Here is a 26,657-nt window from a genome sequence, read left to right as displayed (position 1 = left end):
GGACTCAGCCTCCCGGAGCGCTCGGGTCCATCGTGAAGGGAAAGCGCGCCGCCCAGAATTCCGCCAACCGAGGATCGGCATCCACGCGGCGCACCACCCGGGCCATGCGCGGCGCCACGCGGTAGAAGCGCCTGCGGCCCGGCGTCCAGCGCGACATCACGGTCACGTACAGGTCGAGCATGCTCAGCTTTTCGCCGAGAAGATAGGGCGCGGGCTCGTCGATCTGCGTGTCCATCAGGTGCCAGCAGTGCGCGATGCGCTCGGCAGAGCGTTCGAGCATCGCGGCCTGTGCGGTGGGGTCGGGCACGAGGCGCTGCGGGTCGTCGCGTACCCAGAACAGCGAGTAGATGGCGGCCGGCAGGTAGACCATCCAGCGCAGATAGCGTGAGCGCAGCGGATCATCGGGCGCGGGGCAGAGCCCGGCTTCGGGGTAGCGGTCGCCGAGCCAGATCAGGATGGCCGCGCTCTCGGTCATCACCTCGCCCGAAGGCAGCACCAGCGCGGGCACCTGGCGCATCGGGTTGACGCCCGACACGCGTTCGCGCTCGGCATCGCTTTCCCACGTAGCGACGTCGACGGTATCGACCTGCGCACCGATCAGCGTCAGCGCGGCGTGTATCGGCGTGGCGCCCGAACCGGGCGCGCCGTAGAGGGTGTAGCGGTCTTCGTGTGCGGATGATGAAGAGCTCATCCGCCCAGATTACTGCAGGCTCGCGCCTGTTGTCACGCAGCGGCCAGCAGCGCGTCGACCTTCTTCAGCCCTTCGAGAGTCTTGAAGCAGGCCTCGGCCACTTCCGTGCCCTTGACCGCGAAGTGGCGGTGGAAGTATTTGCGGTGCTCCACGTGCTCGTGGAAGTGATGCGGCGTGAGCACGGCCGAGAAGATCGGCACGTCGGTTTCCAGCTGCAGCGACATCAGCGTGCTGACCACCGTGTTCGCGACGAACTCGTGGCGGTAGATGCCGCCGTCGACCACCAGCGCGCAGCCGATGATGGCCGCGTACTTGCCCGAGTTGGCGAGCCGCTTGGCGTGCAGCGGAATCTCGAAGGCACCGGGCACGTCGAAGATGTCGATGAGCTCGCGCGCCACGCCGAGCCGGTCCATTTCTTCGAGAAAGGCGTCGCGCGCCTGGTGGACGATGTCGGAATGCCACTGCGCCTCGACGAATGCGATGCGCGTGCCGCGCGGCGAGCCCGACGCGGTAACGGCAGAGAGGGGAAGGTCGTTGATCTGACTCATGGTGTGCCTCTTGAAAGCAGGTTTCCTGAATCAGGGCGCACGAAACCGCAAGGCTACCTGCGCGCACGGCAAAGCAATGCGCGCGGGCGAGCCCGCATTTCGCGCTCTCTTTCATCCGGACTGTGACCGTCGGCTTCGGAATCGCACCGAAATCTGCTGACCCTGAAACTTGTTGCAAGCTCCAGGCGCTCGCGGGCTTGTGCAGCCTTTCAGCCGCCATCACCGCCGGTGGGGAATTGCACCCCGCCCTGAGAACGCTTGTCGTCCGGCGAACCGGACAACGGCGCGATTCTAGGAGCCCGCCGCCGCGTGGGCCTGTCGCCCGCGCGGCAGACCTTCGCCCGAGCGGGGATTTTCTTCGGAGGCGGTACACGGCCGCAGCAGTCAGGGTACGGCTCGCCCTGCAAGGAACTGCGTCATGCGCTGCAGTTCGTCATCGAGCGCCGCCCGGAAGGCCGCGTCGCGCGGCTTCTTGCCGGCGTAGCCGAAGGTTGGCTTCAACTGGCCTTCGGGCGCGGTGACGTTGGCCCAGCCGATCACGCTGTCGTGCCACAGCATCGGCAGCGCGTAGTAGCCGAACTGACGCTTGGGTGCGGGCGTGTAGGCCTCGAACTTGTACGTCCAGTCCCAGAGCAGCTCGAAGCGGCGGCGGTCCCACACAACGGGGTCGAAGGGCGCGAGCAGGCGCACCGCGTCGTCGGGTGCGTGGCGGCGCGAGGCCGGGTTCTCGCCAGCGGGCCAGTACCAGGTCGTGCCGTCGATGCGGCAGCTCGCGAGCAGTTCTTCGCGGGCGATGCGCAATGCCGCCTGCGTTTGCAGCGAGAGATGCGGCGCACCGTAGCCGAGCAGGCGCACGAGGTAGGTGAGGCTCGCGGCCGGCAGCGGCGCATATTTGCGCACCACCAGTTCGATCAGCGCGGCGGCGCGTTGCGCGCGGCCAGCGGGGCTGTCGTCGGCGGGCTGGTGCGTCACGGCCTCATAGACGCGCGTGCCGCTGTCGCGCCGCACCACGCGCAGCATGCCGCGGTAGTGCATTTCGTCGAGCAGGTGCGTGGTCGCGTTGCTCGAACCGCCCCAGTAGTTCTTGATGCGGCCGTGCGCGAAGTGCTGCTCCACCTGGCGTGGATGCACCGGGCCGTGTTCCTGCACATAGGCGAGCACATCGGCCGCCTTGCGCCGCGTATCGGCGTCCCATATGCGCTTGGCTTCGCGCGGGTGCATCAGCGCTAGGTGCTCGCGCGGCAGAAAGCCGTAGTTGACGAGACAGTCTTCCTCGATGGCGAGGCGGATGTAGCGGCTTTCGAGATCGCCTGCGCGGTAGTCCTTTACGCGGTGGCGCAGCGTGAGATCTTGTGCGCGTGCGGGCGCGCGAATCGGGTCGGCCTGCACGAAGCCCAGGTGCCGGATCGCGGCGGGCAGCGTCGTGGGCTTGAAGAGGGTGCGCGCCACCGCGTAGCGGCGCAGGTCGTCGAGGGTCAGGGCAGGCATCAGCGGATTGCAGCACAGGCGGCGGACTTTCGCTTTGCTGCGTTGTGCGTTGGGCTCCGTTGTCGTTCAGGGCGCGCTCACGCCGACGGGGTACCTTGCTCCGCGAATGTCCTCCGCCCTTCGGGCTCCCCCTTTATTTCGCTGCGCAAGGCACCCCATCGGCGTGAGCGTTCAGCGCCGCTGCGGAAGCTGCATTTGTTGGCGGTCGTCGGGACTTCATGCCGCATGGAGCGGCTATTTCGCCGGGTTCTTCTCTAGAGTGGATGCCCCTGTCACTCAACACCCCAACAAGGGGAGAAGAAAGGCGCAACACACCAAGCCACCGAGATGTTTGAAGGCTGCTTGCCTCGCGGCAGGTCGTCGGTGCGAAAGCAGCGATGCAGATGCGAGGTATCAAAAGGCGACGGCCAGGGCGTTATCAGCACCCCGACCGTCTAACCAAGTTCGTGCAACTACCTTGGAAGGAACGCACAAAATGGCTACCAAGACTATAGCCCGGCCTCGCACGCCGGTAGCTTCCGAAGACAACGCCCAAGACCCGGCGGATCTTCTCGAAAACACCCTCTCTCAACTCGAAGCTCTCCTGTGGGTCTGCCACGGGGAAGACATCGACTGGTGCAGCGGTGATGGGCCTCGGCGACTGGACAACCTGCTCTGGCTTGCGGCTGAACTGGCGCGCAAGGCCGGAGAGCTGTTCCAGATGAGCGAGAAGGCGCGGCGTGGGGCGCTTGAGACCGGCGGTTAGCGGCCGGTCCGCGGGCTGCGAATTTCGCGGCCCGCCTGAAGCCGTCGTTGTGAAGGGAATTCGGGTTGATTGAAGTTTGCGGGGTAGGCTTCGATGGCAGCTATGTGTTTCAGGCTGATCGTCGGCGGGCAATCTGAGCATCCGCTTTGCAGCGGTCCCTGTCGGATGAGCTTGTCCCCTGAAAGTACGGTCTCAGCTGCATTGCAGTCGCCGGGGGCTAGCAATTGAAAGGCGACGTTTTCTTTTGGAACAAACGCATGTGTCACCCGTTGAATCGAAGCCGCTGAGGTGAACACAGCCGCGAATGAAATCGTCAGTTGGTTCTCGGTCGTCCACCATGATCATGATGTACGCGCATGCGGCAATGACGGGAACTGCCTGCAGCGACGGTGCTTGCGTAGCGAAAGTTCAGCGCCCCGTATGGCTGTCTTACCAGATCTTTCGAAGGATGACGTTCTGAACGAGATCCGAGATCACTTCCTCGGCAGTAACACTCGTCACAACTACGAGCGACGGGTGGGCAGCAGTGTTCCGCTTGGTGAGCTTCTCCGTCAATACTTTAGCCGTCGTTGCACTGAAGATGCTCGCACCTTTGCCGACTTCGATGATCCGTGATTCCTTGAGGTCTTCGAAGTCGGATCGCTTCACGATCTGCTTTTCCTTCGGAAATACCTTGTATAGCTGTGCATTGAAATCGACGAGGTGATTCGCGAACAACCGGTCAAGCACGTCATTGAACGCGAGGTTCCAGGCCATAACGATGGCAGCGCGATAGGCATGCTGCTTGAAGCACGTCAATGTTTCGGTCAAGAACGCCGTCTGTGCAGGATCGGTGATCTGCGCAGCTAAGTCGTTCAGGATCTTCGTCGTGCTAACCGCTGTTGGTCGCGATGGGAACAGTGCCGCCATTTCAGTTCGTGCGGTCGATGAGAGCCGGTGTCCTTTTGAGTCTTTCAGCAGCAACGGCGGCTTGCGTTCGAGCATGCTCTTGAGGAACACTCCTGTATTCGATGGCCGTGGGATGTTGCACTCATCGAAGTACTTGTTCAGGTCAGCCGCGCTGAATCGTTCGATGTTCTGTACCTCGTGCATGTACCAACCGAAGACCTGAATCTTGTAGGTGTTCGGCTTGGATGCGAATCCAGATACACCACCGACGAATGACGGCAGCCCTTTCAAGCTTTACCCATTTCGAGTACTTCACGTTCGCCGACGTGGTTGATAGTCGACGTTCCGCGCGTTGCTCCTGTGCTGAAGTGCCCAATCGCCTGTCCGCGCAGGTTCTCAATCACCTTCACAGGATCGGTCGGAGTAGTCCAGCTCAGATACCGATAGGCGGTAAAAAAGTGGTCGGGCGTCAGATCGGGGATACCCTTGATGTTCTTGAACCAGTGCGCAATCACTCGGTACTTTGCATTGTGAGAATCAGGAGCCTTCTCGATCGCGAACTCCTTCAACGTCGGTTCGACGTCATCTAGGCGGATGTCAGTCAGCACCTTCATGGGCCGAATCTTCCTGGCTCGCGGCACGCGCGTTGCCTTAGCTGCGGCCGGCTCATCGCTCTCTGGCTCAGCATCAAGAACGTCGGCTTCGTGGTCTGCCTCTTGGCTGTGCATCGCGTCACCGTTCTGGCCGATCTGCTTAGCCACTGGTCGAGCAATCTGGCGACCGGCAGGCACGCCCTGGTTGTTATTCAGTGCCGCAGTGAACCCTCGAATTGTCTCTTGCATGGCCGCATCTGTGCCTTCAAGCTCGAACTCGATCACTCGAAACTTCACCTTGCCGATGGCATCTGGCGATTTGGATTTAGTTGCCATGAAATCCCCCGTCGTGATGCGCGAGTGTAGCCCGCAACCCTGGCTCGCCGTCGACGGTTCGACCGTGAGAAATTTCGGCGACAGGTTGGCGTGAGGGAGTGGTTGTCGCTGTCAGAGCTCCGAATGTCGCAGTTCAATCTGAATCGAACATTGAACGCAGTCACTCCAATGTCGACCCGGTCAGCACCAGACCGTCGGACTTCTGCTTGTCCCTGCTCGTCCCTCACAAAAGCTCAGTGGTGCGCCCCAGATCTCCATCTGCGATCCGCAGCAGCGGTCAAACCGCCAGCGCCACAGCCGCGCTCATCGTGCACAGGGCGTCGGGTGCTCCCCGCAGCGAAATAAAGGAGGAGCCCGAAGGGCGGGGGACATTCGCGGAGGGGGGAGTGCCCGGTGGCCTGTGCATGCGCCCCTGAACAACGAGCAGCTCTAGACAGCCTGCTTGTGCCGCTCGATGCAGACGTCCAGGGTCTCGTGACCAGGCCGCTGCCACCAGTCGAGGTTCGAGAAGATCTCCACTTCGCTGAATCCCGCGAAGCCCGCGTCTTCCACCCACCCGCGGATCTTCTTCAGCTCGACCACGCCATCACCCATCATCCCGCGGTCGCTCAGCAGGTCGCGCGTGGGCGTGAGCCAATCGCAGACGTGATACGCCAGCAGGCGCTCGCGGCCGGCGCGGGCAATCTGCTGTTGCAGCTTCGGGTCCCACCACACGTGATAGATGTCGAGGGCCACGCCGAGCATGCCGCTCTTGCCTGCGTCGAGTTCATCGCAGAGGTCGAGTGCGTGCTCCAGCGTGTTGATGCATGCACGGTCGGCTGCCTGCATCGGGTGCAGGGGCTCGATGGCGAGTGGCATGCCGACTTCGCGGGCGTATTCGAGCGATGCGGCGATGCCGTCGCGCACCTCGCTGCGTGCGCGGCCGATGTCCTTGTAGGCGACCTTGCCTTCGAGCGCGCCGGGCAAGGCGCCGACCACCAGCACGAGGCAGGGCGCATCGAGCGTCTTCGCTTCGTCGATGGCGCGGCGGTTGTCGTCGAGCGCGGCCTTCAGGCCAGCTGCATCGGGCGCGGGGAAGAAACCGCCGCGGCAGTAGCCCGAGAGGCCGATGCCGTGCGCCTTCAGCTGCTTCGCCACCTTGTCGAGGCCGACGGCCGCCACCTGGTCGCGCCAGAGGCTGATCGCGCGGATGCCGCGCTCGGCGCACTGGTCGATGATGCGGTCCAGCGGCACCTCGACGCCCGACTGCTTGCGCACGGTGGCGGTGTTGATCGACAGCCAGTCGTGGTTCTGCGAGAAATCGCGCATGGTCCGGGTCAACTTTCCACGCCGTGCAAAGCCAGCAGCGTCTTCATGCGGTGCACCGCCAGTTCCGGCTGCTCCAGCAGATTGGCCGCATCGGCCAGGCGGAACAGTTCGGCAAAGTGCTGCAGCGAACGCGTGCTCTGTTGCCCGCCCACCATCGTGAAGTGCTTCTGGTGGCCGTTGAGCCAGGCCATGAACACCACGCCGGTCTTGTAGAAGCGCGTAGGCGCCGCGAAGATGTGGCGCGACAACGGCACCGTCGGGCCGAGGATGGCGTGGAACTTCTCGGTGTTGCCTTGTGCCAGCGCCCCCAGTGCGGCACTGGCAGCTGGTGCAATCGCGTCGAAGATACCCAGCAGCGCATCGCTCTTGCCATGCGTCGGCTCGCTGCCGAAGCCATCACCGGCAATCAGCTCGGCGTAGTTGAAGTCGTCGCCCGTGTACATGCGAACACCCGGCGGCAGGCGGCGCCGCATCGCAATTTCCTTGTCCTTGTCGAGCAGCGAGATCTTGATGCCGTCGACCTTCTCCGGATGCGCCGCGATGATGCCCAGCGCCGTGTCCATCGCCGCATCGACATCCTTCGTGCCCCAGTAGCCCGCCAGCGCCGGATCGAACATGTCGCCCAGCCAGTGCAACACCACCGGCTGCTTCGCCTGGCTCAGGATGCGGTCGTACACGCGCTCGTAGTCGGCGGGGCTCTTCGCCACGCGGGCCAGCGCGCGGCTGGCCATCACGATCAGCTTGCCGCCGAGCGCCTCGATGGCGGCCATCTGCTCTTCGTAGCCGCGGATCACGTCATCGATGCTCTTCACGCTGTCGATGTCCAGGTGGTCGGTGCCGCAGCCCGAGGCGACCAGTGCGCCGGGCACGTCCCTCGCGGCATCGAGCGAGCGGCGGATCAGCTCGAGCGAGGTCGGCCAGTCCAGCCCCATGCCGCGCTGCGCGGTGTCCATCGCCTCGGCCACGCCCAGGCCCAGCGAGAACAGGTGGCGGCGATAGGCGATGGTGGTGTCCCAGTCGACCGCGCATTGCAGCCACGGGTCGATCGCGGCGAGCGGATCGGCCACCACGTGCGCGGCCGAGTAGGCGATGCGGTTGAACTTGGTGCCCGCATCGGGCTTCACCGGCGCGGTGCCGCGCAGGGCGTAGGGCGCGAGCGAACCGCTCGCAGTGGGAAGGGTTAGCGAAAGAGCCATGCTGCCTGCCTCAGACCTTCAGCGCGGGCACGTCGACCCAACGGCGGTCTTTCCACGATTCGAGTGCCGCCTCGACCAACTGCACGCCCTTGGCGCCCTCGGGCAGCGTCCACTTGTACGGCTCGTTCTCGACCACGTGGCGGATGAAGTGTTCCCACTGGATCTTGAAGCCGTTGTCGTAGACCTGCGAGTCCGGAATCTCCTGCCACTGGTCGAAGAAATTCATCATCTGCTTCTCGTCGGGGTTCCACACCGGGCGCGGCGTGGCCACGCGCGACTGGGCGCGGCAGCTCGACAGGCCCGCTACGGCCGAGCCATCGGTGCCGTCGACGTGGAAGGTCACGAGGTCGTCGCGGCGCACGCGCGTGACCCAGCTCATGTTGATCTGCGCGATGACGGGTTCGCCGTTGTGGCCGGTGAGCTCGCAAGTGGCGTAGGCCGCGTCGTCGGCGGTGGCCTCATACGGCTTGCCGGCTTCGTCCCAACGCTTGGGGATGTGCGTGGCGCCGATGCACGACACCGACTTCACCTCGCCGAACAGGTTGTCCAGCACGTAGCGCCAGTGGCACATCATGTCGAGGATCATGCCGCCGCCGTCTTCCTTGCGGTAGTTCCAGCTCGGGCGCTGAATGGGCTGCAGGTCGCCCTCGAACACCCAGTAGCCGAACTCCAGGCGCACGCTGAGCATGCGACCGAAGAAGCCGGCGCGGCGCAGCATGTCGAGCTTGCGCAGGCCGGGCAGGAAGAGCTTGTCTTGCACTGCGCCGTGTTTCAGGCCAGAGCCTTCGGCGAGGCGGGCGATCTCCACCGCTTCGTTCAGGTTGGTGGCAATCGGCTTCTCGCAATACACGTGCTTGCCAGCGCGGATGGCCTTGGCCAGCAGCGTGGGGCGCATCTGCGTGGTGCCGGCGTCGAAGAAGATGGTGTCGTCCTTGTTCTCCAGTGCCTTGTCGAGGTCGGTGCCCCAGCGCGGGATGCTGTGGGCCTTGGCCAGCGCTTCCATCTTCTCGGCGTTGCGGCCGATGAGGATCGGGTCGGGCATGACCTTGTCGCCATTCGACAGCGTGACGCCGCCTTGCGCGCGGATGGCGCAGATAGAGCGGATCAGATGTTGGTTCATGCCCATGCGGCCGGTGACGCCGTGCATGATGATTCCTAGACGTTGGGTGGCCATCGTTTTCTTCCTTGAGATGCGAGAGAGATTGCAGATCGAAGCGGGGCTTCAGTAGACGGAACGCATGGCGTCCCACGAGATGCCGGCGCCGGGTTTGCCTGTGGCAAAGCCGGGCGCGGTGGCGAGCGAGGACAGGTCGAGCTGCCCGTCGCGGATGGCGAGGCGCACTGCGCCGTCGCTCAGTTCGTACAGGCCCGGGTGGGCGCGCAGCAGGGCCTGTTGTTCGGTTTCTGGGGCTGCGGCAAGGCCGTTGACGTAGTGGTGGCCGTTGCGCTCCACGTGCGAGAGGCCGAGCCAGGAGACCAACGCCAGGTCTTGTTGCAAGCCTAAGCCGGCCTGCATGGTGAGGTCTTCGCCGGAGAGGAAGTAGCGCGGCTTTTCCTCGGAGGCGTTCCAATGCGCGCAGCGCGCCGCGTTGATGACCGACTTGTAGAAACCCTTGCAGCTCTTGCTCGAAACACCGGTGTAGCCGAGCGCACGAGCCTGCATGAAGGCGTCGAGCGTGGCGTCGGATTCATCGATGAGCAGCGGAATGCGCTTGCCGAGCGCGGACACGTCGCGCTGCAGGGCCGCGTCGCGGCGAATCGGCTGCTCGACGAAGAATGTCTTCTGCGCGAGCTTCCACAGCACGGGCGTGGACAGCATGCGGTCGAGGAAGACGCCGAAGTCGTCCGCATCGGCGTACTGCTCGTTGCCGTCGAGCGTCACGAGTTGCGCGTGGCCGTCGATCACGCGGGCGATGCGTTGGAGCCGGTCGATGTCTTGCGCGGTGTTGCCGCACAGCTTGAGCTTGAAGTGCGTGAGGCCGTAGCGGCGCACTGCCGCTGCGAGAGTCGTGGGCAGGCCGTCGGTGGGGGCGTCGGGCATGGTGTCGTTGTCGTCGATCGCATCGGCCAGCCCGACCGTGTGGCGCGCCGCGATGCGCGTGCGCGGCGATTGCCTGGACAGGAAGCTGGACATGTCGAAACCAGCTAGGTCATCGGCCAGACCGCTGCCTGCGACGTCGATGCCGCTCAGGTTGCCGCTCATCGCTGCCGCGAAGCTCACGCCACTGTGCAGGCACAGCGCGTCGAGCAGGGCGCGGTCGATCAGCGCCGGGCCGTAGCTGGCCACCAGCGGCTGCAGACCCTTGGCTTTGGCCCGTGCCTGCAGCGATGCGTAGTTCGACGCGAAATGCGTCCACGCGGTCTGCGCATCTGGCTCCGCGGTGTAGGCCTCGCGCGCATCGCGCAGAGCGAAGCGCAGTTGCTCGAAGTTCTGTTCGTTGGTGAGGGCCGGGTTCTTGTCGAACCACTTGGGCACCATCATCTCGGCGGCGCAACCCTCTGCCGTGCGGCCGTCCGCAAGGCGGATGCGGGCCTTCACATAGACCTGCGGGCAGGCCGTGACGGTGGCCGCGCCGAAGCGGAACGGCAGCCGCAGCGTGACATTGCGCTCGGCAAAGCGGATCTCCTCGACGTGAAAGCGGATGGCATCCATGGCTGGCGCTTTCTTCAGTGGTCCAGGATGCCCTGCGAGAAGAAATGCGCGCGCACCAGCTTCGTGTACGCGCCGAACTCGGGCGAGGCCATCACGTCGAGCGTGCGCGGGCGCGGCAGGTCGATGTCGTACACCGCAGCGATGGAGCCGGGCCGCTCGCTCATCACGATCACGCGGTCCGACAGGAAGATGGCTTCCGGAATGCTGTGGGTGATGAGCATCACCGTCTTCTTCGACGCCATCCAGATGCGCTGCAGTTCCAGGTTCATCTTCTCGCGCGTCATCGCGTCGAGCGCACCGAAGGGCTCGTCCATCAGCAACACCGACGGGTCGTGCAGCAGCGCGCGGCAGATCGATGCGCGTTGTTGCATGCCGCCCGACAGCTGCCAGGGGTACTTGCCCTCGAAGCCCTTCAGGCCGGCCATTTCCATGAGTTGACGCGCGCGGTCCTTCGAGGCGGCCTTCGGCAAATGGCGCATCTCAGCCTGCAGCAGGATGTTGTCCTCCACGCTGCGCCAGGGCAGCAGCACCGCGCTCTGGAACACGATGCCCACGTCTTTCTGCGGACCCTTGATCGGCTTGCCGGCCAGCGTGAGGCTGCCGCCACTGATGGGCAGCAGGCCCGCCACCATCTTCAGCAGCGTGCTCTTGCCGCAACCCGAGGGGCCGACGACGGAGACGAACTCACCTTCCTTGATGGCGAAGTCGAGCGGCTTCAGCGACTCGACCGGGCCGTCCTTGCTTTGGTAGATCTTCGAGACGCCGCGCGCTTCGATCAGGTTGACTTGGGACATTGAATGCGTGAGAGGTGGCGGCAGCGAAAGGCGCGCGGGTTCGAAGGCAGTGATCGGTCAGGGCAGGAAGTCGAGGGTCACGTAGTCTTCGGGCTTGCCGCGCGTCGATGCGTCCATGCCGCCGTACTGCACAAGCAGGTCGAGCGAATCGCTCACGTTCTTCATCGCCACGCGGTACGGGCGCTGGTTGGCCGTTTCCTTCGTGTGATAGAGCGCCACGCTCTGCTTCATGCCGACGATCAGGGTGTCGCGCACGCCGGCCTTGGGGTTGGCCTTGAGCATCGCGTCGACTGCGGCCTCGGGGCTCTTCTCGGCGGCTTCGGCGGCCTTGGTGGAGGCGCGCATGAAGCGCTTCACCAGGTCGGGGTTCTCGGTCAGCAGGTTCTTGTTGGTGATGATCCCGGAGCTGATCTGATTCACGCCAGAGTCGGCGAAGCGGATCGGCGTAACGGGCTTGCCGGTGGCGTCCTGCAGCTTGATGGCCTGGTCCATCACGTAGCCCAGCAGGAGGTCGGCCTGGCCGTTGGTCACGGCATTGAGCTTGGTCTGGCCGTCGCCAGAGACGATCTTCACCTGGTCGGCCGTGATGTTGTTGACCTTGAGGAAGAGCGGCCACATCTGCGACATCGAGTCGCCCGGCGTGACGGCCACCGTCTTGCCGATGATGTCCTTCGGCGTCTTGATGTTCTTCTCGGTGAAGCCCATCACCGACATCGGGCTCACCTGGAACAGCACGCCGGTCGACTTCAGCGGCGCGCCCTTGGCGGCGGCCTTGATCATGGTCGTGACGTCGATGTAGCCAAAGGTGGCCGACTTGGCGGCCACCGCCTGCGCGGTGACGGCGGAGCCGCGGCCTTCCTGGATGTCGAGGTCGATGCCCTCTTCAGCGTAGAAGCCCTTTTCCTTGCCGAGGAAGAAGGGCGCGTGCTCGCTGTACAGGTACCAGTTGAGCATTAGCGTGACCTTGTCCTTGGGCTTGTCGCCCTGCGCTTGCGCAGGAGCGATGGCAAAGGTGGCGAGCACTGCTGCAGCGAGCAGCGAGGGAAGCAGTTTCTTCATGGTCTTGTCTCCGGGAGTTGTTGGCTTTGCGAAGGAACTTGAAAGAGAAAACTCAGTTCGCGTGGCGCTGCGAGGCGTGCCAGGGAATCATCACGCGCTCGACCAGGTCGACGGCAACGAAAAGAATGACGCCGATGCTCGACAGCACCACCAGCGCGGCGAACATCAGCGGCAGATCGAAGTTGCCGTTGGCCACCTGCAGCACGTAGCCGATGCCCGAGTTGGAGCCGACGAATTCACCAACCACCGCGCCGACCACGGCCAGCGTGACCGACACCTTCAGGCCGCTGAAGATCGACGGCAGCGCCTGCGGCAGGCTGATCTTGAGAAAGGTCTGCAGGCGGCTCGCACCCATCGAGCGCGAGAGGTCGAGCATGTCGGGCTCGACCGACTTGAAGCCCATCACCGTGGACACCACCACAGGGAAGAAGCCCAGCAGGAAGGCGCTGATCACCTTGGGGAAAATGCCGAAGCCGAACCACACCACGAACAGCGGCGCGATCGCTACCTTCGGGATGCTCTGCGAGAACACCAGCAGGGGATAAACGTACGACTCGACCACGCGCGAGTAGGCGATGACCATGGCAATCGGAATGCCGATCAGGATCGTCAGGCCGAAGCCGCCCAGCGTGGCGAGCGTGGTCTTCCAGCTCTCGGCGAGCAGGCGCGGCCACTCGGCGACGAGTTGCTTCACCACTTCCCACGGCGGGGGAATCAGGTAAGCCGGAATCTTGAAGAGGCGGATCGCCAGATCCCACAGCACCAGCAGCAGCAAGATGAGGATGAAAGGGCGCAGGGCCGGAGAGAGCAGGAGCTTGCGGAACATGGCGAGGGCCGGGGCTTTCAGAAGGCTTGCTTACTGTTGAACCGAGAGCCCGGCTGCCTTCACGAGCTGCGCGTTGCTCGCGATCTCTTCCTTGATGTAGGCGTCGAACTGCTCGGGCTTGAGCGTCCACGCGTCCGCGCCGAGCTTGGCGAAGCGCTCCTTCACCTCGGGCGTGGCCAGCGCCTTCGCCACCTCGGCGTGCAGGCGCTCGACGATGTCGCGCGGCGTCTTGGCGGGCGCCATCATCCCGATCCAGAAGTTGAACTCGGAGCCGGGCACGCCGGCCTCGGTGGTGGTGGGCACGTCGGGCAGGGCGGCGGCGCGCTTGGGCGAGCCGACGGCCAGCGCCAGCAGCTGGCCTTCCTTGATCTGGCCGATGACCGGGGCGATGGGCGAGAAGTAGTAGTCGACGCGGCCCGAGAGCACTTCGGTCACAGCCTCGCCCGATCCTTTGAAGGGGATGTTGGTCGCGTCGATCTTCGCGGCCATCTTGAACTTCTCGGCGTTCAGGTGCGTCGCGCTGCCCTGGCCGGCTGAGGCGAAGTTCATGCTGCCGGGCTTGGCGCGCGCGGCGGCCAGCAGCTGGGGCAGCGTCTTGATGTTCTTGCTGGGCGAGATCACCAGCGCGTTGGGCAGCGACGAGATCGGCGTGACACCCGCGAAGTCGTGCACCGTGTCGAAGGGCAGCTTGGCGAAGGTCGAAGGGCTCACCGTATGCGATGACGAATGGATCATCACTGTGTAGCCATCGGGCGCGGCCGTGGCCACCGCCTGCTGGCCGATGGTGCCGCTGGCGCCGCCGCGGTTGTCGACCACCAGCGTCTGGCCCATGCTGGCGCTCATCTTGTCGGTGATGGCGCGGGCAATGATGTCGGTGGTGCTGCCGGCCGCGAAGGGAACGATCACGCGGATGGGCTTGGTCGGGTAGCCGTTCTGCGCGGCGGCCAGGCCGGGCAGCAGGGCCGCGATGCAGGTCAGCGAAGCAACGACGGTGGTGCGTGCAGTGCTGGCAAAGAGCTTCATGGATGTCTCCGCGCGGTCGGGCCGCTTTCTTGAATCGATCAATTCACCAATGAGTGAATTATCGATTGTAGGAACGGCTGCACCGCAGCGTCAACGGCCGCTGCCTAGTAGATACCCGGAGGTGCGAAGGCGAGCCGACGAAGCTCAGTGCAGGACGTAGCCCAGCACGAGGTCGGTCATGTGCGAGAGGCGTTGCGCCATCGCTTTGGGCGCGCGCAGGTCGCGGCCGAAGATGGCCGAGAGCGTGTGGTTGTTCGAGAGGTAGAAGTAGCAGAGCGACGCGATGGAGATGTAGAGCTGCACCGGGTCCACGCCGGCGCGGAACAGGTTGTCGCGCCGGCCGCGCTCCAGCACGGTGTCTAGCAGTTGCACCAGCGGCGAGTTCATTTCCTGAATGCGTTCGGAGCGCTTCAGGTGCGCCGCGCAATGCAGGTTCTCGCTGTTGAGCAGCGTGATGAACTCGGGGTGCTCCAGGTAGTAGTGCCAGGTGAAGGACACCAGCTGGCGGATGGCCTCGACCGGTTCGATCTCGTCGAGGTGCAGGCGCTGCTCGGCCTCGCGGATGTCGGCGTAGGTGCGCTCCAGCACCGCCAGGAACAGGTCGTCCTTGCTGCCGAAGTAGTAGTAGATGAGGCGCTTGTTGAGGCCCGCGCGCTCGGCAATGCTGTCCATGCGCGCGCCGGCGAGGCCGCGCGCGGAGAACTCGTCGCGCGCCGACGCGAGGATGGCGAGCTGCGAACGGTCGGCGTCGCGCGAACGGGGTTCGATCACTTCGGCGGCGTCGGGTGAGGAGTCCTTGGAGGCCTTCATGGCGAGAATTTAACCAATTGGGGAATTAACGCAAGGCGTCTGGAGCGGGCGCACATAATTGCCGAAGACATTTGCAGCTGAGGTTCTACTTCTCATGAGTACATCACAACCCGCAGGCCACCTGATCGTCGAGTGCCTGGTCGAGCAGGGCATGGAAATCGCGTTCGGCGTGCCGGGCGAGAGCTTCCTGGCGGTGCTCGACGGCTTCCATGCGTACCGCGATCGCACGAGCTTCATCGTCAACCGGCAGGAGGGCGGCGCGGCATTCATGGCCGAGGCGCACGGCAAGCTCACGGGGCGGCCGGGCGTGTGCTTCGTCACGCGCGGACCCGGCGCGACGAACGCATCGATCGGCGTGCACAACGCCTTCCAGGATTCGACGCCGATGGTGCTGTTCGTCGGCGACGTCGGCAGCGACTTCCGCGACCGCGAGGCTTTCCAGGAGGTCGACTACGGCAGCTTCTTCGGACCGAGCACCAAGGGCTTTGCCAAGCGCGTGGAGCGCATCGACGATGCGAACCGCATTCCCGAATACATCGCGCGCGCCTTCGCCACCGCGATGAACGGACGACCGGGGCCGGTGGTGCTGGCGCTGCCTGAGGACATGCTGCGCAGCGAGACGGCGGCGCGGCCGCTGGCGCGCGTGGAGGCGGTCGAGCCCTGGAGCGATCCGGGCGCGTTGCGCACCTTGCGCGAGCTGCTGCTGAAGTCACAGCGCCCGCTCGTGATTGCCGGTGGCGGTGGCTGGACGACGCAGGCCGCACAGGCGCTGCAGCGCTTTGCGGAGAACTGGCGGCTGCCGGTGACGAACGCCTTTCGCTTTCAGGACACTTTCGACAACCACCATCCGCTGTATGCGGGCGACGTCGGCATTGCGATCAACCCGAAGCTCGCGCAGCGCGTGAAGGATGCCGACCTGATCCTGGCCATCGGCCCGCGCCTGGGCGAGATGACGACCGGCGGCTACACGCTGCTCGAAGCACCGAAGGCGAAGCAGACGCTGGTGCACATCCATGCGAGCGCCGAGGAACTCAACCGCGTGTACCAGGCCGACCTGGCGATCAACGCCGGCATGAGCGCGGCCGCGCGCAGCCTGGAGGTGCTGAGCGCGCCGCCGACGCTGCCGTGGGAGGAATGGACGCTGCAGGCCCATGCCGATTACGAAGCCAACCTCGTGCCGCAGCCGCTGGCAGGCATGCCCGCAGAGACGCCGCGCGGGCCGGTCGACATGGCGGAAGTTGTCGCGCTACTGCAGAAGCACCTGCCGGCGGACGCGGCCATCACCAACGGCGCGGGCAACTTTGCGAGCTGGGTGCATCGCTACTTCCGCTATCACGGGCTCGCGAAGGGCGCGAAGACGCAGCTGGCGCCGACCAGCGGGGCGATGGGCTATGGGGTGCCGGCTGGCATCGCAGCCAATCTTGCGACGGGGCGCGTGGCCTTCACCATCGCGGGCGACGGCGATTTTCTGATGACGGGGCAGGAGCTCGCGACGGCTGCGCAGCACGGCGGCAAGAGCATCGTCGTGCTGCTCAACAACGGCATGTTCGGCACCATCCGCATGCACCAGGAGCGCGAGTACCCCGAACGCACCAGCGGCACCGCGCTGCGCAACCCTGACTTCTGCGGCCTCGCGCGCGCGTACGGATATGCGGCCGAGCGTGTGACGGAAACGGCGCAGTTCGAAGCCGCGCTGCTGCGCGCGCTGGCGGCCGACACCGGCACGCTGATCGAGATTCCGCTCGACCCCGAAGTGATCACCACCCGTGGCACGCTCGCGTCGATCACGCGTTCAGCGAAGCAGCAGCAGGCGCAGGGCTGAGCGCCGAGCGATGACGGGCCACCTCGTCGCGCAAGGACGGCGAGCGCAGTTCGAACACGTCGAACAGGCCGAGTGCGTCGAGGGCGGGGATCAGGAAGACAAGGTCTTGCTCGGCGGCGTGCTTGTCGGCGGCCGACGCGCTTGCGTCTTCAAGAATACGCACGTTGGCGAGGAAGGCGCCGACCGATCCCTTGCGCAGGGTGCGGCCGTTCACGACGGTGAAGTCTGCGCCGTCGGGTAATACGTCTTGGGCTTTCATGGATGTTCCTTGGATGGGTTGTTGAGGATGAACTCGATGCTAGGCAGCGGCGCGCGTTCGGGCTTGCGGCACGGGGCCAATCGATACCTCCGGCGGGCCAACCATGGCCGCTGAGGCTCCTGTGAAGCTCTGGATCAACGCCTACGAGGCGCCGCGCGTCACGGACTACCACGCGCATGAAACCGGCCAGTTGTTCGCACTGCGCGAGGGTTTGCAGGTCATCGAGACGCCTTCGGGCCGCTGGGTGCAGCCGCCGGGGTGGATCGGCTGGATCGCGCCGCGCTGCGCCCATGCGGCGCAGAGCTTTGGTGCGACGGCAGGCTGGAGCCTGCACATCGACGCGCTGATGGCGACTGCCTTGCCGGACGGGCCGCATGTGTTTGCCGTCACGCCGCTGGTGCAGGGGCTGATCGACCGGCTGACTTCGATGGATGCCACCGAGCCTCTGCTGGAGCCGCGCCGTGCGCGGCTGGTGGGCGTGCTGATCGATGAGCTTGCGGCGAGCGCCAGGCCGTCGCTGCACCTGCCGATGCCGCAGGACAAGCGCCTTGCCGCGATGGCTGCGGCGCTGGCCAATGATCCGGCGTTGCCGGACGGCATCGACGAATGGGCCGATCGCATCGGCATGGCGCGAAGGACGCTCACGCGCCGCTTCGCTGTGGAGACGGGTCTGAGCTTCGCGCAATGGCGCCAGCAGGCGCGGTTGTTGAAGTCCGTCGAACTGCTGAGCCTGAAGGAGCCCGTGACAGCAGTAGCGCTGACAGTGGGCTACAGCTCGGTGAGCGCCTTCATCGAGGCCTTCCGCAAGCACTTCGGGCGCACGCCGTCGCGCTTCTTCGAAGAAAGCGTGGCCTTGCCGCAGGCGAAAAAAAAGCCCGCATGAAGCGGGCTTTTTGATTCAGGAGCGCGAGGCCCCTGAGCGCTTACTTGACGTGCTTGCCGATCAGCGCGGCCAGTTCGAACATCGACACTTGGGCCTTGCCGAAGATTTCCTTCAGCTTGGCGTCGGCGTTGATGTTGCGCTTGTTGGCCTTGTCTTGAAGGTTGTTCTTCTTGATGTAGTCCCACAGCTTGCTCACGACAGCGGTGCGCGGCAGCGGCGTCGAGCCAACCACAGCGGCGAGTGCCGGGCTGGGGGTCAGGGCCTTCATGAACGCGGCGTTGGGCGTGCGCTTCTTGGCGGGAGCAGCCTTCTTTGCGGGAGCGGCCTTCTTGGCAGGAGCCTTCTTCGCCGGAGCAGCCTTCTTAGCAGGAGCAGCAGCCTTCTTGGCCGGTGCTGCCTTCTTCGCAGGAGCCGCCGCCTTCTTTGCGGGAGCGGCCTTCTTTGCCGGAGCTTTCTTGGCCGGAGCCTTCTTTGCAGTTGCCATGGTTGATTTCCTTTTTTGGTTGAACACTCACCAATGAAAAACTTGCGTCTCCAGTGGCAATGCGGATGCTAAATGAGAAAAAACGCGTTTCCAAGGGAAAAAGCGCTTTTTTCATTGGGAGTTGTTGTTTTTTCAGAGGGGAGAAGCCCTGTTTTTCACGTTCGGCGCCCAGGCCATGTCGCAAGCACCACGCCCGCGAGGGCAATGACGAACGCAACGAGCTGTGGCGAAGAGAGGTTTTCACCCAGCACGAGCACGCCAACGAGGGCTGCGCTCACGGGCAACATCACGGCGAAAACACCCGCTTGTGCGGCTGGTACGTGGCGAAGTCCGGTCATCCAGAGCCACACCGTCCAGATGCTTGCAGCGAGCGCGTAGACCACGAGCAGCGCCCAGGTGCCGAAGCGCACCGCGGTGAAGTCGAACTGCAGCGCGAACCAGATGCCGAAGGGCAGCGAGAGCACGAAGCCCCACAGGTTGATGAGCGAGGCGATGCGCTTGGGCCCCAGGCGTCCCGTGAGCGACTTGCCGATCACCGCATAGGCCGTCTCGCAGAGCACCGCGCAGAACACGAGCAGGTTGCCGAGCCAGGGCATCGATGCCGACGAAGCAGAGGGCGATGCCGGTGCGTGCGCCGGCGACAGTGCCAGCAGACCGATGCCGAGCGCGGCGCAGGCGATGGCCAGGCCGATGCGCACGGTGATGCGCTCGCGCAGGAACAGCCAGCTCGCGACGGCCACGCACGCGGGGATCGACGCCATGATCACGCCCGCCGACACCGCGCTCGTGAGGCTCACGCCGAACAGCATGCAGATCGAGAACATGAAGTTGCCGAGGAACGACTCGAGGAACACCAGCCAGCGCGTGCGCGCGGTCATCGGCGGCTCGTCGGGTGTGCGCATGAGCCAATGCGGCATGGCCAGCGCGGCGATGCCGAAGCGCAGCCATGCGAGCAGCAGCACCGGAAAGGCGGCAACGAGGGGCTTGGAGAGGGCGACGTAGCCGCCGACGAGCGACATGCTCAGGGCCAGGCAGCCGTAGGCCACGAGGCGGCCTGATGCGGGAGCAGCGGAGTTCAATAGACTGAAGTTCTGTAGTTGCGGAGAAGGCGGTTTCGATGATGCCCCACGTTTTTGTTTACGGCACGCTGCGCCGCGGCGGGCGCAACGACATCGCGCGCTACCGGCCCACGCCGGTGTTAGTGGGCGAGGCGAGCATTGCCGGCACGCTGTACGACCTGGGCGCCTATCCGGGTGTCGTGCTGGGTGGGGTGGGGCGCGTGAAGGGCGAGGTCTACGTTGTCGAGCCTGCGGTTGAGGCAGCGCTCGACGTGCTCGAGGAAGTGGCCGACGACGACTCGGGCGAGTACATCAAGCGGCAGGTGCGCGTGGATGTTGGCGGGCAGTGGTTCGATTGCCTGGTCTACGAGATCCATCCGACGCGCATTGCAGGTCGCCGCGTGATCGAAAGTGGCGATTGGATCGCGCATGCGGCGCGAAGCGATGCCTCGTTTTCACAACCGAAAGGTTGATTGCGCATTGCGAAATTGATAACTGCTGCGCCGCAATATTTTTTCTCGATATGAGAAAAATAATTTTGCATTGAGAAATATCTCTCTAAGTTGTTGATTTAATTGATTGAAAAATATGTCTTCTATAAGACATAAGAGTCTGCGGTCCGATTACAGTAACTCCACGGCCGCAGCGCCCAACCTTCAATCAACCTCACGGAGTGACCATGCCCCAGACCCTCACAGAACAACTCAGCCGCGAACAGCAGATTGCCGCCCTCGAAAAGGAATGGGCCACCGATCCGCGCTGGAAGGGCGTCAAGCGTGGCTACAGCGCGGCCGACGTGGTGCGCCTGCGCGGTTCGTTCCCCATCGAGCACACGCTGGCCAAGCGCGGCGCAGAGAAGCTCTGGGACAAGATCAACGGTGGCTCCAAGAAGGGCTACGTGAACGCGTTCGGCGCTATCTCCGCTGGTCAGGCCATGCAGCAAGCCAAGGCTGGCCTGGAAGCCGTGTACCTGTCGGGCTGGCAAGTCGCCGCCGACGGCAACAGCTCCGAGACGATGTACCCCGACCAGTCGCTGTACGCCTACGACTCGGTGCCGACGATGGTCCGCCGCATCAACAACACCTTCCGCCGCGCCGATGAAATCCAGTGGGGCCGCGGCGTCAACCCGGGCGACAAGGAGTTCATCGACTACTTCCTGCCCATCGTGGCCGACGCGGAAGCCGGTTTCGGCGGCGTGCTCAATGCCTTCGAACTGATGAAGAACATGATCACGGCAGGCGCGGCCGGCGTGCACTTCGAAGACCAGCTGGCTGCCGTGAAGAAGTGCGGCCACATGGGCGGCAAGGTGCTCGTGCCGACGCATGAAGCCTGCGAGAAGCTGATTGCCGCGCGTTTCGCAGCTGACGTGCTGGGTGTGTCGACCATCGTCCTGGCCCGCACCGACGCGGAAGCCGCGAACCTGATCACCTCCGACCACGACGCCAACGACAAGCCCTTCCTGACGGGCGAGCGCACGCAGGAAGGCTTCTACCGCGTGAAGAACGGCCTGGAGCAAGCCATCAGCCGCGGCGTGGCCTACGCACCCTACGCCGACCTGGTGTGGTGCGAAACCGGCGTGCCGGACATCGGCTTCGCCCGCGAATTCGCACAAGCCGTGCACGCCGCCTGCCCCGGCAAGCTGCTGTCGTACAACTGCTCGCCTTCCTTCAACTGGAAGAAGAACCTCGACGACAAGCAGATCGCCTCGTTCCAGGAAGACCTGTCGGCCCTGGGCTACAAGTACCAGTTCATCACGCTGGCCGGCATCCACGTCAACTGGTTCAACACCTTCCAGTTCGCCCACGCCTACGCTCGCGGCGAAGGCATGAAGCACTACGTCAACATGGTGCAGGAGCCCGAGTTCGCCGCGCGCGACAAGGGCTACACCTTCGTGTCGCACCAGCAGGAAGTTGGTGCCGGTTACTTCGACGACGTGACCACCGTGATCCAGGGCGGTTCGTCCAGCGTGAAGGCGCTGTCAGGCTCGACCGAGGAAGAGCAATTCCACTGATCGGGTGATCGATCCTCGCGGGTCGGTCTTTCGACGGACAGATATTTCGCTGTCACTTTCAGCCCGGCCGCGTGCCGGGCTTTTTTGCGTCCGTTGCACGCTCAGGCTTCTAGGCGCACCTCGCGCACGCCGCGGCCCAGGCGCTGGCGCAGCAGGGTGCGCAGCGTGACTCCGTCGGCGTAGCCCACCATGCCGGCGATCTGCTCGAGGCTCTTGTCGCTGGTCTTGAGCAGATGCACCGCGCGTTCCACGCGCAGGTCCTGCACGTAGGAAAGTGGACTCTTGCCCAGCACCTGCTGCATGCGGCGGGCCAGCGTGCGCTTGCTGGCGCCGGCGGCTTGCGCGGCCTCGTCGAGCGAGAAGCCATCGGCCAGCCGTCCGCGCGCCCAGCGCTCGAAGCGCTCCACCAGCGGGTCGGAATGCGAGAGGTGGTCGGAGATCACGTAGGCCGACTGCGACGGCCGCGAATCGACGATCAGGTAGCGCGCGACCAGCGTGGCGAGTTCGGGGCTGGCCTGGCGCACGATCCACAGCGCCATGTCGACATGGCTCAGCGCCGCGCCGGCCGTGACCAGGTTGCCGGAGCTGACCAGCATGCGCGAGTCTTCCAGCTGCACGGCGGGGTAGCGCTGGCGGAACAACGTGGCCAGCCACCAGGTCGTGGTTGCCTTCTGGCGATCGAGCACGCCCGACTCGGCGAGCACGAAGGTGCCGATGCAGGCGGCGGCCAGGTTGGCGCTTTTGCTTGCGCGCTCCTGAATTGCGGCGCAGGCGTCGCGCACGTCCGGGCGAAGCAAGGCGGGCTCCAGTGTTTCGGGCATCTTGCAGCCGAGCGCGGGAACGATCAGCCAATCCGCTGAGCCGGCGCCAAGCGCGCGAGCCACCGGAACGGTGAGGCCCTGCGAAGTTTTCACCCGCTTGCGAGCGCCCGTCACCGTGACTTCGAATGGCGCCACGTCGAGCTGCAGCATGGCCGCGAGTTCGTTGGCAGTGGTGAACACGTCGAGCACCGTGGACAGGCCGGTGTCGAACACGCCATCGAGAGCGAGTACGTCGAGTTTCATGGCCATAACGATATCAAAGATGTCAAAAATGCCAATAGCTCCAGAGGCGATGGCTGCCTAGAGTCCATACCAACGCCGCGCAATGTCGCGCGCCGTTCAACTCAGGAGATCACCCATGATCAAGTACGCACTGTTCGCCCGACTCGAAGCCAAGCCGGGCAAGGAAGGCGATGTAGAGAAGTTTCTCGAAGCCGGCCTTGCGATGGCGCGCGACGAGAAGACCACGCCGATCTGGTTTGCGCTGCGCCTGTCGCCGAACACTTTCGGCGTGTTCGACGCATTCGAAGACGAGGCCGGGCGCCAGGCCCATCTGACCGGCCCGATCGCCCAGGCGCTGATGGCGAAGGCTCCCGAGCTGTTCGCCAAGCCGCCGTCGATCGAGCCCATCGAAGTGCTCGGGCTCAAGAATGCGGCGCCCGCGCCCTGAGCGGGCAGCGGCTAGAATTGCGGGCTCTGCACTCAACAAGAGCGAGAAAGGCACCTTGGTTATGACACCGCGAACTACTCCGCAAGGATTCAGTGGCTTTTTCTTCACTGAAGGAAAAGGCCGGTAGCCCCGCGCTCGCTGGTTTCTGCCAGCTTCACAACCAAGCAAAGCGCGGCACCCACCGCGCTTTTTTGTTTTTCTCCCCGAGGTTTTCTTCAAATGATCCAGATCACGCTCCCCGACAACTCGCGCCGCGAGTTCCCCGGCCCGGTTTCGGTGGCCGAAGTCGCTCAGTCCATCGGCCCCGGCCTGGCCAAGATGACGGTGGCCGGCAAGGTCGACGGCAGGCTCGTCGATGCCAGCGACGTTATCGACCATGACGCCAAGCTGCAGATCATCACGCCCAAGGACGACGAAGGCCTGGAAATCATCCGCCACTCGACGGCCCACCTGGTCGGCCATGCGGTGAAGCAGCTCTACCCGACGGCCAAGATGGTGATCGGGCCGGTGATCGACGAGGGCTTCTACTACGACATCTCGTACGAACGCCCGTTCACGCCCGAGGACATGGCCGCCATCGAGGCGCGCATGCGCGAGCTGATCGCGCAGGACTACGACGTGATCAAGAAGATGACGCCGCGTGCCGAAGTCATCGAAGTCTTCAAGTCGCGCGGCGAGGACTACAAGCTGCGCCTCGTCGAGGACATGCCCGACGAGCAGGCCATGGGCCTGTACTACCACCAGGAATACGTCGACATGTGCCGCGGCCCGCACGTGCCGAACACGCGTTTCCTGAAGGTCTTCAAGCTCACGAAGCTGGCCGGCGCCTACTGGCGCGGCGACGCCAAGAACGAGCAACTCCAGCGCATCTACGGCACGGCCTGGGCCGACAAGAAGCAGCTCGACCAGTACATCCAGCGCATCGAGGAAGCCGAGAAGCGCGACCACCGCAAGCTCGGCAAGGAGCTCGACCTGTTCCATATCGACGAAGTGGCGCCGGGCGTGGTGTTCTGGCACCCCAAGGGCTGGGCCGTGTGGCAGGCCGTGGAGCAGTACATGCGCGGCATCTACCGCGACACGGGCTATTGGGAAGTGAAGGGCCCGCAGATCCTCGACAAGAGCCTGTGGGAGAAAACGGGCCACTGGCAGAACTACCGCGACAACATGTTCACGACGGAGTCGGAGAAGCGCGAATATGCGCTCAAGCCGATGAACTGCCCGGGCCACGTGCTGATCTTCAAGAGCGACCTGCGCAGCTACCGTGACCTGCCGCTGCGCTACGGCGAGTTCGGCCAGTGTCACCGCAACGAGCCCAGCGGCGCGCTGCACGGCATCATGCGCGTGCGCGGCTTCACGCAGGACGACGGGCACATCTTCTGCACGGAAGACCAGATCCTCGACGAGTGCATCGCGTACACGGAGCAGCTGCAGAAGGTCTATGCCGACTTCGGCTTCACGGACATCCTCTACAAGGTTGCCACGCGGCCCGAGAACCGCGTCGGCTCCGACGAACTGTGGGACAAGGCCGAGCACGCGGTGATGGAATCGCTGCGCCGCTCGGGCGTCGACTTCGTCATTGCACCGGGCGACGGCGCCTTCTATGGCCCCAAGATCGAATACACGCTGCGCGATGCCATCGGCCGCCAGTGGCAGTGCGGCACGATGCAGGTCGACTTCAACACGGCCGAGCGCCTGGGCGGCGAATACGTGACGGAGTCGAGTGGTCGTGCGCACCCCGTGATGCTGCACCGTGCGATCGTCGGCAGCCTCGAGCGCTTCATCGGCATGCTGATCGAACACCACTCGGGCGCGCTGCCCGCATGGCTCGCGCCGGTACAGGTGGCGGTGCTCAATATCAGCGAAGGACAGGCCGATTACGCCGCGCAAGTTGCGAAAGCGCTGCAAAATCAAGGGCTTAGGGTTCAGCTTGACCTGCACAACGAGAAGATTACGTATAAAATACGGAAGCATTCGTTGCAAAAGCTCCCTTATATCGTTGTCGTAGGCGACAAGGAAAAGGAAGCAGGTGCCGTCGCAGTGCGCGCCCGGGGCAATCAAGACCTCGGTGCAATGTCCCTCGAATCGTTCGTGCAACGGCTCGTCCAGGATATTGCCGACAAGCGTTGATTTGTCTTCGGAACACCCCATATGTTTCAAAGCCAAATCATGCCGTTTGTCCGCGAGGACTGACCGGTGTTCGCTACAGATTTTGTAGCAAATTTTGAAGGATTCTGACCATCGCTACTGCATTCCGCGACCGCCGCCACCGCGAGGAACGCCAACACCGCCTGAACCGGGAAATCATGGCCCCGGAAGTCCGCCTGATCGGCCCGGATAACGAGCAATTGGGTGTCGTGAGTCTTGCCGAGGCTCTGCGCCTTGCCGGTGAGCAGGACGTGGACCTGGTGGAGGTCGTTGCGGCGGCCAACCCGCCGGTATGCCGCCTGATCGAGTACGGCAAGTTCAAGTACCACGAGCAGAAGAAGGCAGCCGAGGCGAAGTCGAAGCAGAAGGTCATCGAGGTCAAGGAAATCAAGTTCCGGCCTGGTACCGACGATGGCGACTACAACATCAAGATGCGCAACATCAAGCGCTTTCTTGATGAGGGCGACAAATGCAAGATCACGCTGCGCTTCCGCGGCCGCGAGATCACGCACCAGGAGCTCGGTCTGGCATTGCTGCAGCGCATTCGCGACGAGCTGGGCGACCTGATCATGGTCGAGCAGTTCCCGAAGCTCGAAGGCCGGCAGATGATCATGATGATCGCACCGGGCCGCAAGAAGGCTGGTGGCGCTGCGCCGAAGCCGGCAGCAGATGCCGCCGCACCGGCAGCGTCGCCCGCAACAGCCTGAATGTCAGGGTTGCAGTAGAGAAGAGAAGGTTCGAAGGGATTTCGCCTTTGCCAGCGCCTCGCGAGAGATGCCGGCAGGGGCGGGATAAAGAAGTGTCTCGGGGCCAACAAGTCCGTGGAGCATCCATGGCGCCTCACGAGCACAAACTAAAGGAGCATTCACATGCCCAAAATGAAGACCAAGAGCAGCGCGAAAAAACGTTTCCGCGTTCGTCCCGGTGGCACCGTCAAGCGCGGTCAAGCCTTCAAGCGTCACATCTTGACGAAGAAGACCACCAAGAACAAGCGTCACCTGCGTGGTGCAGTCGCAGTGCATGAGACCAACATGGTTTCTGTCGCCGCCATGCTGCCCGGCCGTGGCATTTAACTCAGACGAACAAGGAGTACACACATGCCTCGCGTCAAACGTGGTGTAACGGCTCGCGCCCGCCACAAGAAAGTTCTCGCACTCGCCAAGGGTTTCCGCGGTCGCCGCGGCAATGTCTTCCGCGTCGCCAAACAGGCGGTGATGAAGGCAGGCCAATACGCCTACCGTGACCGCCGTACCAAGAAGCGCGTGTTCCGTCAGCTGTGGATCGCGCGTATCAACGCCGCCTCGCGTGAACTGGGCCTGACCTACAGCCAGTTCGCCAACGGCATCCGCAAGGCCGGTATCGAGATCGACCGCAAGATGCTTGCGGACATCGCCGTGCACGACAAGGCCGCTTTTGCCGGCATCGTGGAGCAGGTCAAGGCCAAGCTGGCTGCTTGATTCTGCACAGCAGGGATGCTGCCTTCGGGTAGCTTCCTGCGCCCACGGCTCAAGGGCTGGCGCTTGAAAAGGCTCCAGCTCTTTTTTAT

28 protein-coding genes and 1 riboswitch are annotated in these 26,657 nt (G+C 64.1%); of the genes, 10 read left to right on the top strand and 18 right to left on the bottom strand.

What is annotated here, in order from left to right; all coding sequences use genetic code 11:
* Positions 1 to 4: 4 nt before the first annotated feature.
* From NWF24_RS20480 to NWF24_RS20470, 3 genes are all read right to left on the bottom strand, one after another.
* Positions 5 to 691, bottom strand: a complete 687-nt coding sequence (locus NWF24_RS20480; protein ID WP_258350128.1) for a glutathione S-transferase family protein — start codon at positions 689 to 691, stop codon at positions 5 to 7.
* Between the two features lie 32 nt (positions 692 to 723).
* Positions 724 to 1,239 (bottom strand): 6,7-dimethyl-8-ribityllumazine synthase, encoded by a 516-nt coding sequence (locus NWF24_RS20475; RefSeq protein ID WP_093180205.1) that lies wholly within the window; start codon positions 1,237 to 1,239, stop codon positions 724 to 726.
* A gap of 99 nt (positions 1,240 to 1,338) precedes the next feature.
* A riboswitch (FMN riboswitch) is annotated at positions 1,339 to 1,499 on the bottom strand.
* Between the two features lie 124 nt (positions 1,500 to 1,623).
* The gene (locus NWF24_RS20470; protein ID WP_258350127.1) at positions 1,624 to 2,727 is read right to left on the bottom strand and encodes a DNA glycosylase AlkZ-like family protein; all 1,104 of its coding nucleotides are present in this window, start codon (positions 2,725 to 2,727) and stop codon (positions 1,624 to 1,626) included.
* A 475-nt stretch (positions 2,728 to 3,202) separates the two neighbouring features.
* Here NWF24_RS20470 and NWF24_RS20465 point away from each other — a divergent pair, with 475 nt between their 5' ends.
* Positions 3,203 to 3,472, top strand: coding sequence for a hypothetical protein (locus NWF24_RS20465; protein WP_258350126.1), 270 nt, complete (start codon positions 3,203 to 3,205; stop codon positions 3,470 to 3,472).
* Positions 3,473 to 3,901: 429 nt separating this feature from the next.
* On the opposite strand, the gene NWF24_RS20460 is transcribed toward NWF24_RS20465, so the two are convergent.
* The 11 genes from NWF24_RS20460 to NWF24_RS20410 all read right to left on the bottom strand — a co-directional run bounded on the left by NWF24_RS20460 (position 3,902) and on the right by NWF24_RS20410 (position 14,958).
* The gene (locus tag NWF24_RS20460) at positions 3,902 to 4,651 is read right to left on the bottom strand and encodes a hypothetical protein (RefSeq protein WP_258350125.1); all 750 of its coding nucleotides are present in this window, start codon (positions 4,649 to 4,651) and stop codon (positions 3,902 to 3,904) included.
* Positions 4,648 to 5,289 (bottom strand): hypothetical protein, encoded by a 642-nt coding sequence (locus tag NWF24_RS20455; protein WP_258350124.1) that lies wholly within the window; start codon positions 5,287 to 5,289, stop codon positions 4,648 to 4,650. Before NWF24_RS20455 ends, NWF24_RS20460 begins: the two co-directional genes overlap by 4 nt.
* Before the next feature lie 429 nt (positions 5,290 to 5,718).
* Complete coding sequence (locus NWF24_RS20450; RefSeq protein WP_258350123.1) at positions 5,719 to 6,597, bottom strand: sugar phosphate isomerase/epimerase family protein; 879 nt, start codon at positions 6,595 to 6,597, stop codon at positions 5,719 to 5,721.
* Between the two features lie 8 nt (positions 6,598 to 6,605).
* On the bottom strand, positions 6,606 to 7,793 hold the full coding sequence (locus NWF24_RS20445; protein ID WP_258350122.1) for a dihydrodipicolinate synthase family protein: 1,188 nt from the start codon (positions 7,791 to 7,793) through the stop codon (positions 6,606 to 6,608).
* A gap of 10 nt (positions 7,794 to 7,803) precedes the next feature.
* Positions 7,804 to 8,967: a Gfo/Idh/MocA family protein gene (locus tag NWF24_RS20440; RefSeq protein ID WP_258350121.1), complete on the bottom strand. Its 1,164-nt coding sequence runs from the start codon at positions 8,965 to 8,967 to the stop codon at positions 7,804 to 7,806.
* 48 nt (positions 8,968 to 9,015) lie between these two features.
* Positions 9,016 to 10,446, bottom strand: a complete 1,431-nt coding sequence (locus NWF24_RS20435; RefSeq protein WP_258350120.1) for an enolase C-terminal domain-like protein — start codon at positions 10,444 to 10,446, stop codon at positions 9,016 to 9,018.
* Positions 10,447 to 10,460: 14 nt separating this feature from the next.
* Positions 10,461 to 11,240 carry an ABC transporter ATP-binding protein gene (locus NWF24_RS20430; RefSeq protein WP_258350119.1) on the bottom strand — a complete coding sequence of 260 codons (780 nt, stop codon included), beginning with the start codon at positions 11,238 to 11,240 and terminating at the stop codon, positions 10,461 to 10,463.
* Positions 11,241 to 11,297: 57 nt separating this feature from the next.
* Positions 11,298 to 12,299: an ABC transporter substrate-binding protein gene (locus NWF24_RS20425; protein WP_258350118.1), complete on the bottom strand. Its 1,002-nt coding sequence runs from the start codon at positions 12,297 to 12,299 to the stop codon at positions 11,298 to 11,300.
* Between the two features lie 52 nt (positions 12,300 to 12,351).
* On the bottom strand, positions 12,352 to 13,125 hold the full coding sequence (locus NWF24_RS20420) for an ABC transporter permease (protein WP_093053105.1): 774 nt from the start codon (positions 13,123 to 13,125) through the stop codon (positions 12,352 to 12,354).
* 30 nt (positions 13,126 to 13,155) lie between these two features.
* Positions 13,156 to 14,148, bottom strand: coding sequence for a tripartite tricarboxylate transporter substrate binding protein (locus NWF24_RS20415; RefSeq protein WP_258350117.1), 993 nt, complete (start codon positions 14,146 to 14,148; stop codon positions 13,156 to 13,158).
* A gap of 144 nt (positions 14,149 to 14,292) precedes the next feature.
* Positions 14,293 to 14,958: a TetR/AcrR family transcriptional regulator gene (locus NWF24_RS20410; RefSeq protein ID WP_258350116.1), complete on the bottom strand. Its 666-nt coding sequence runs from the start codon at positions 14,956 to 14,958 to the stop codon at positions 14,293 to 14,295.
* 94 nt (positions 14,959 to 15,052) lie between these two features.
* On the opposite strand from NWF24_RS20410, the gene NWF24_RS20405 reads away from it, so the two are divergent.
* Positions 15,053 to 16,780, top strand: a complete 1,728-nt coding sequence (locus NWF24_RS20405; RefSeq protein ID WP_258350115.1) for a thiamine pyrophosphate-binding protein — start codon at positions 15,053 to 15,055, stop codon at positions 16,778 to 16,780.
* Here the strand turns inward: NWF24_RS20405 and NWF24_RS20400 are convergent.
* On the bottom strand, positions 16,743 to 17,039 hold the full coding sequence (locus NWF24_RS20400) for a hypothetical protein (RefSeq protein ID WP_258350114.1): 297 nt from the start codon (positions 17,037 to 17,039) through the stop codon (positions 16,743 to 16,745). The genes NWF24_RS20405 and NWF24_RS20400 overlap by 38 nt on opposite strands.
* Before the next feature lie 103 nt (positions 17,040 to 17,142).
* Here NWF24_RS20400 and NWF24_RS20395 point away from each other — a divergent pair, with 103 nt between their 5' ends.
* Positions 17,143 to 17,922 carry an AraC family transcriptional regulator gene (locus NWF24_RS20395; RefSeq protein ID WP_258350113.1) on the top strand — a complete coding sequence of 260 codons (780 nt, stop codon included), beginning with the start codon at positions 17,143 to 17,145 and terminating at the stop codon, positions 17,920 to 17,922.
* 40 nt (positions 17,923 to 17,962) lie between these two features.
* Here NWF24_RS20395 and NWF24_RS20390 read toward each other — a convergent pair whose 3' ends face one another.
* Both NWF24_RS20390 and NWF24_RS20385 read right to left on the bottom strand, forming a co-directional pair.
* Positions 17,963 to 18,406, bottom strand: coding sequence for an SWIB/MDM2 domain-containing protein (locus NWF24_RS20390; RefSeq protein WP_093081677.1), 444 nt, complete (start codon positions 18,404 to 18,406; stop codon positions 17,963 to 17,965).
* Between the two features lie 155 nt (positions 18,407 to 18,561).
* Positions 18,562 to 19,485, bottom strand: coding sequence for a DMT family transporter (locus NWF24_RS20385; protein WP_258350112.1), 924 nt, complete (start codon positions 19,483 to 19,485; stop codon positions 18,562 to 18,564).
* Positions 19,486 to 19,523: 38 nt separating this feature from the next.
* On the opposite strand from NWF24_RS20385, the gene NWF24_RS20380 reads away from it, so the two are divergent.
* Both NWF24_RS20380 and aceA read left to right on the top strand, forming a co-directional pair.
* Positions 19,524 to 19,937: a gamma-glutamylcyclotransferase family protein gene (locus tag NWF24_RS20380; RefSeq protein WP_258350111.1), complete on the top strand. Its 414-nt coding sequence runs from the start codon at positions 19,524 to 19,526 to the stop codon at positions 19,935 to 19,937.
* A 206-nt stretch (positions 19,938 to 20,143) separates the two neighbouring features.
* Entirely contained in the window at positions 20,144 to 21,475 is a 1,332-nt protein-coding gene (aceA, locus tag NWF24_RS20375) for an isocitrate lyase (RefSeq protein ID WP_093053080.1), read from the top strand.
* 101 nt (positions 21,476 to 21,576) lie between these two features.
* Here aceA and NWF24_RS20370 read toward each other — a convergent pair whose 3' ends face one another.
* Positions 21,577 to 22,539 (bottom strand): GlxA family transcriptional regulator, encoded by a 963-nt coding sequence (locus tag NWF24_RS20370; protein WP_258350110.1) that lies wholly within the window; start codon positions 22,537 to 22,539, stop codon positions 21,577 to 21,579.
* A 115-nt stretch (positions 22,540 to 22,654) separates the two neighbouring features.
* On the opposite strand from NWF24_RS20370, the gene NWF24_RS20365 reads away from it, so the two are divergent.
* The 5 genes from NWF24_RS20365 (at position 22,655) to rplT (ending at position 26,568) form a co-directional block, all read left to right on the top strand.
* Positions 22,655 to 22,966 (top strand): putative quinol monooxygenase, encoded by a 312-nt coding sequence (locus NWF24_RS20365; protein ID WP_258350109.1) that lies wholly within the window; start codon positions 22,655 to 22,657, stop codon positions 22,964 to 22,966.
* Between the two features lie 219 nt (positions 22,967 to 23,185).
* Positions 23,186 to 25,093, top strand: coding sequence for a threonine--tRNA ligase (gene thrS / locus NWF24_RS20360; RefSeq protein ID WP_093081667.1), 1,908 nt, complete (start codon positions 23,186 to 23,188; stop codon positions 25,091 to 25,093).
* A gap of 101 nt (positions 25,094 to 25,194) precedes the next feature.
* Positions 25,195 to 25,818 (top strand): translation initiation factor IF-3, encoded by a 624-nt coding sequence (infC, locus tag NWF24_RS20355; RefSeq protein ID WP_258355330.1) that lies wholly within the window; start codon positions 25,195 to 25,197, stop codon positions 25,816 to 25,818.
* 162 nt (positions 25,819 to 25,980) lie between these two features.
* The gene (gene rpmI / locus NWF24_RS20350) at positions 25,981 to 26,184 is read left to right on the top strand and encodes a 50S ribosomal protein L35 (RefSeq protein ID WP_007832497.1); all 204 of its coding nucleotides are present in this window, start codon (positions 25,981 to 25,983) and stop codon (positions 26,182 to 26,184) included.
* 24 nt (positions 26,185 to 26,208) lie between these two features.
* Complete coding sequence (gene rplT, locus NWF24_RS20345; protein WP_007832499.1) at positions 26,209 to 26,568, top strand: 50S ribosomal protein L20; 360 nt, start codon at positions 26,209 to 26,211, stop codon at positions 26,566 to 26,568.
* The last annotated feature ends 89 nt before the right edge of the window (positions 26,569 to 26,657 follow it).

Source organism: Variovorax paradoxus (assembly GCF_024734665.1).
Classification (GTDB): Bacteria; Pseudomonadota; Gammaproteobacteria; order Burkholderiales; family Burkholderiaceae_C; genus Variovorax.
The sequence above is the reverse complement of the archived record's forward strand: the minus strand, read 5'-3'. Positions and strand labels throughout refer to the sequence as shown.